General features: G+C 68.1%; 3 protein-coding genes and 1 pseudogene. All 4 read left to right on the top strand.

What is annotated here, in order from left to right; translation table 11 throughout:
• Positions 1-127, top strand: a pseudogene (locus D2E22_RS10395) (phosphate ABC transporter ATP-binding protein); the annotation flags it as partial.
• Between the two features lie 329 nt (positions 128-456).
• Positions 457-1,587, top strand: coding sequence for a phosphate ABC transporter substrate-binding protein PstS (gene pstS, locus D2E22_RS10390; protein WP_126033005.1), 1,131 nt, complete (start codon positions 457-459; stop codon positions 1,585-1,587).
• 2 nt (positions 1,588-1,589) lie between these two features.
• Complete coding sequence (gene pstC, locus D2E22_RS10385) at positions 1,590-2,597, top strand: phosphate ABC transporter permease subunit PstC (RefSeq protein WP_420897258.1); 1,008 nt, start codon at positions 1,590-1,592, stop codon at positions 2,595-2,597.
• Positions 2,594-3,326, top strand: a 733-nt coding sequence (pstA, locus tag D2E22_RS10380) for a phosphate ABC transporter permease PstA (protein ID WP_126033004.1), incomplete at its 3' end; no start/stop codon positions are given. The genes pstC and pstA, both read left to right, overlap by 4 nt.

Here is a 3,326-nt window from a genome sequence, read left to right as displayed (position 1 = left end):
GGCGTTCTTCAACCTCAAGGCGGTCGGGCAGCCCGGCCATCTCGAGTACTTCGCCGATACGTCGACGATGTTCAACAACCCGCAGAACGAGGAAGCGGAACGCTACGTCTCCGGCCGCTTCGGCTGATCGCCGCCGCATCCGCATACGCACCGGGGCCTTCTCCACCCATCGTGGAGGAGGCCCCGGTTCTTGTTGCCGCCGGTATCATCGCGTATGCCGAATGCGCGCTGCCGGGCGATGGCCCGAGCCGCCACGCAATGTTGGGCGACTGTTCACCCTCCGTTCACCGAAACGCGCCGACGGTCCCGCGGAGCCGTTCTAGGCTGGAGATGCAACGCGGAACCAACCGGGGCATCGACCCGGAACACGTTGGAACGGCACGATTCAATGTGCAGCCGAACGCATCATCCTGCATAAGGCACACCAGGGAACGAAGAGAACTAGGGAGCACCATCATGAGCAAGCACACCCCCATGCGCGCCACGGCCGTCGTCTGCGCCGCCGCACTGCTGGCATCGCTCGCCGCCTGCGGCGACAACACGGCGTCGGGCGCGGCGACGGCGCAGGCCGACGGCACCGCCGGCGCCGCCGCGCTGAGCGGCGAATTCGCCGGCGCCGGCGCATCCTCGCAGCAGAGCGCCGTCGAGGCGTGGATCGAAGGGTTCCGCGCCGCCGCGCCGAACGCGACCGTCGCCTACAACCCCTCCGGCTCCGGAGCGGGCGTCAGCGCGTTCCTGACCGGATCGACGGTCTGGGCCGGCTCCGACAAGGCGCTGAGCGACGACGAGGTGGAGGCCTCGAAGGACGTGTGCGCCTCGGGCACCGCTTTCGACGTGCCGGTGTACATCTCGCCGATCGCCGTCGCCTTCAACCTCGAGGGCGTCTCCGACGCCGGCAAGCACGTCAACATGGACGCGGCGACGATCGCCGACGTCTTCGCCGGCAGGATCACCCGCTGGAACGACGAGCGGATCGCCTCGCAGAACCCCGACCTCGACCTGCCGGACCTCGCGATCACCGTCGTGCACCGCTCCGACAAGTCCGGCACGACACTCAACTTCGTCAGCTACCTCAAGGCCGCCGCACCGAATGACTGGGACTACGAACTGTCCGAGAACTGGCCGAACGAGGTCGGGCAGGGCGCCAAGGGCACATCTGGCGTCGTCTCGACGATCAAGCAGGCGAACGGCACGATCGGCTACGCCGACTTCTCGCAGGTGGCCGACCTCGGCACGGTCGCCGTCAAGGTCGGCGACGCCTACACGCCGATCTCCGCCGAAGCCGGCTCGAAGGTCATCGCCGATTCGCAGGTCGACACGAGCGTCGAAGGCGACAACCGCATCGTCGTCACGATCAACCACACGACGGAGGCGGAGGGTGCGTACCCGATCGTCCTCGTCTCCTATGACATCGTCTGCCCGGCCTACAAGGATCCGCAGGACGCGAAGTTCGCGAAGGCATGGCTCGGCTACGTCACGAGCGCCGAAGGCCAGCAGGCCGCCCAGGCCGCCGCCGGCGTCGCGCCGCTGCCGGAGAGCCTGACCGGCACGATCGCGGCATCGATCAATCAGATCAAGGTCGACTGAGCATGACGCGCACGACCACGATGGCCGAGGCCGACGTCCGACGCCCGGCGCAGCGCGCGCCCAAGGCCGGCGCCGCCTTCGGCGCGTCGCGGCGCGGACGCACGACGGACCGCGTCTTCGCCGGCCTCGCCTACGGCAGCGGTCTGCTCATCCTCGCCGTGCTCGCGGCTGTCGCCGTCTTCCTGCTGGTGCGCGCATGGCCCGCGATCGGAGGCCCGCGCGATGCCGTCGACGCCGTCGTCTCCAGCTTCACCGGCGGCCGCTTCGCCTCGTTCCGGGAGTACGTGCCGCCGCTGCTGTTCGGCTCGGTGCTCGTGGCGGTGCTCGCGCTCGCGCTCGCGTTCTTCGTCTCGATCGGCATCGCCGTCTTCATCTCCCAATATGCGCCGCGGCGGTTGGTCGGCGCGCTCAACACGATCATCGACCTGCTCGCCGCGATCCCGTCGGTCGTCTACGGCCTGTGGGGCGGCCTCGTCCTCGTGCCGGCGATCTACCCGTTCTGGGATTGGGTCGCCGGGCATCTCGGCTGGATCCCGCTGTTCGCCGGCCCCGCCGCGAACCCATCGCGCACCGTGGGGACGGTCGCGCTCGTCCTGGCAGTGATGATCCTGCCGATCATCACGTCGATGACGCGCGACGTCTTCCTGCAGACGCCGAAACTCCACGAGGAGGCCGCCTTGGCGCTCGGTGCGACGAAATGGGAGACGATCAGGCTCGCCGTCCTGCCATTCGGCCGTTCGGGCATCATCTCGGCGTCGATGCTCGGCCTGGGCCGTGCTCTCGGCGAGACGATGGCCGTGCTGATGATCCTCTCGCCGGGACTCAAATACTCGTTCCATCTGCTGCAGGCCTCCCAGAACCAGACGATCGCCGCGAACATCGCCGCCCAATACCCGGAGGCGAACGGCCTGGGCGTGTCCGTGCTCATCGCGACGGGCCTCGTGCTGTTCGCGATCACCTTCGCCGTCAACTACGCCGCCCGCAGACTCACCGGAAAGGCCGCCTCATGACGACATTCGAATGCAATCCGCCGATAGACACGCAGCGGATGCTCGCCGACCTCGACCTCGACCGCTTCCGCCCGTCGCGTTCGACGGCCAAGGCGCGCCGACGCAAGGACCGGCTGATGCGCGTGCTGTTCACGGCGACCTTCGCCGTCGCGCTGATCCCGCTCGCCTCGCTGCTGTGGACGACGCTCGCGCACGGCATCGGACGGCTCGACCTGGGATTCCTGACCCATAACATGACCGGCGTCATCGGCGGCAACCCGACGGCCGCCGGCGGGTACGGCGGCATCCTGCACGCGATCATCGGCACGTTGGAGATCACGCTCGGTGCGATGGTCATCTCGATCCCGATCGGCGTCATGTGCGCCGTCTACCTGATTGAATACGCGCGGGACAACGCGTTGGCGAAGACGATCCGCCTGCTCGTCGACGTCATGAGCGGCATCCCGTCGATCGTCGCCGGCCTGTTCGCGCTGTCGCTGTTCTCGATGATCTTCGGCCCGGGCACCTTCAACGGTTTCGAGGGGTCGGTCGCCTTGGCGCTGCTGATGATCCCGACCGTGTGCAAATCCTCGGAGGAGATGCTCAAGGTCGTCCCCGACGCGCTGCGTGAGGCGTCGCTCGCGCTGGGCGTCACGAAGCAGCGCACGATCACGAAGGTCGTGCTGCGCACGGCGCTGCCGGGCATCGTCTCCGGCTCGATCCTCGCGATCGCGCGCGTCATCGGCGAGA

It is taken from the genome of Bifidobacterium castoris (genome assembly GCF_003952025.1).
GTDB classification, from domain to species: domain Bacteria; phylum Actinomycetota; class Actinomycetes; order Actinomycetales; family Bifidobacteriaceae; genus Bifidobacterium; species Bifidobacterium castoris.
Note: the sequence above shows the minus strand (reverse complement) of the source record. Positions and strands in the feature narration are given on the sequence as shown.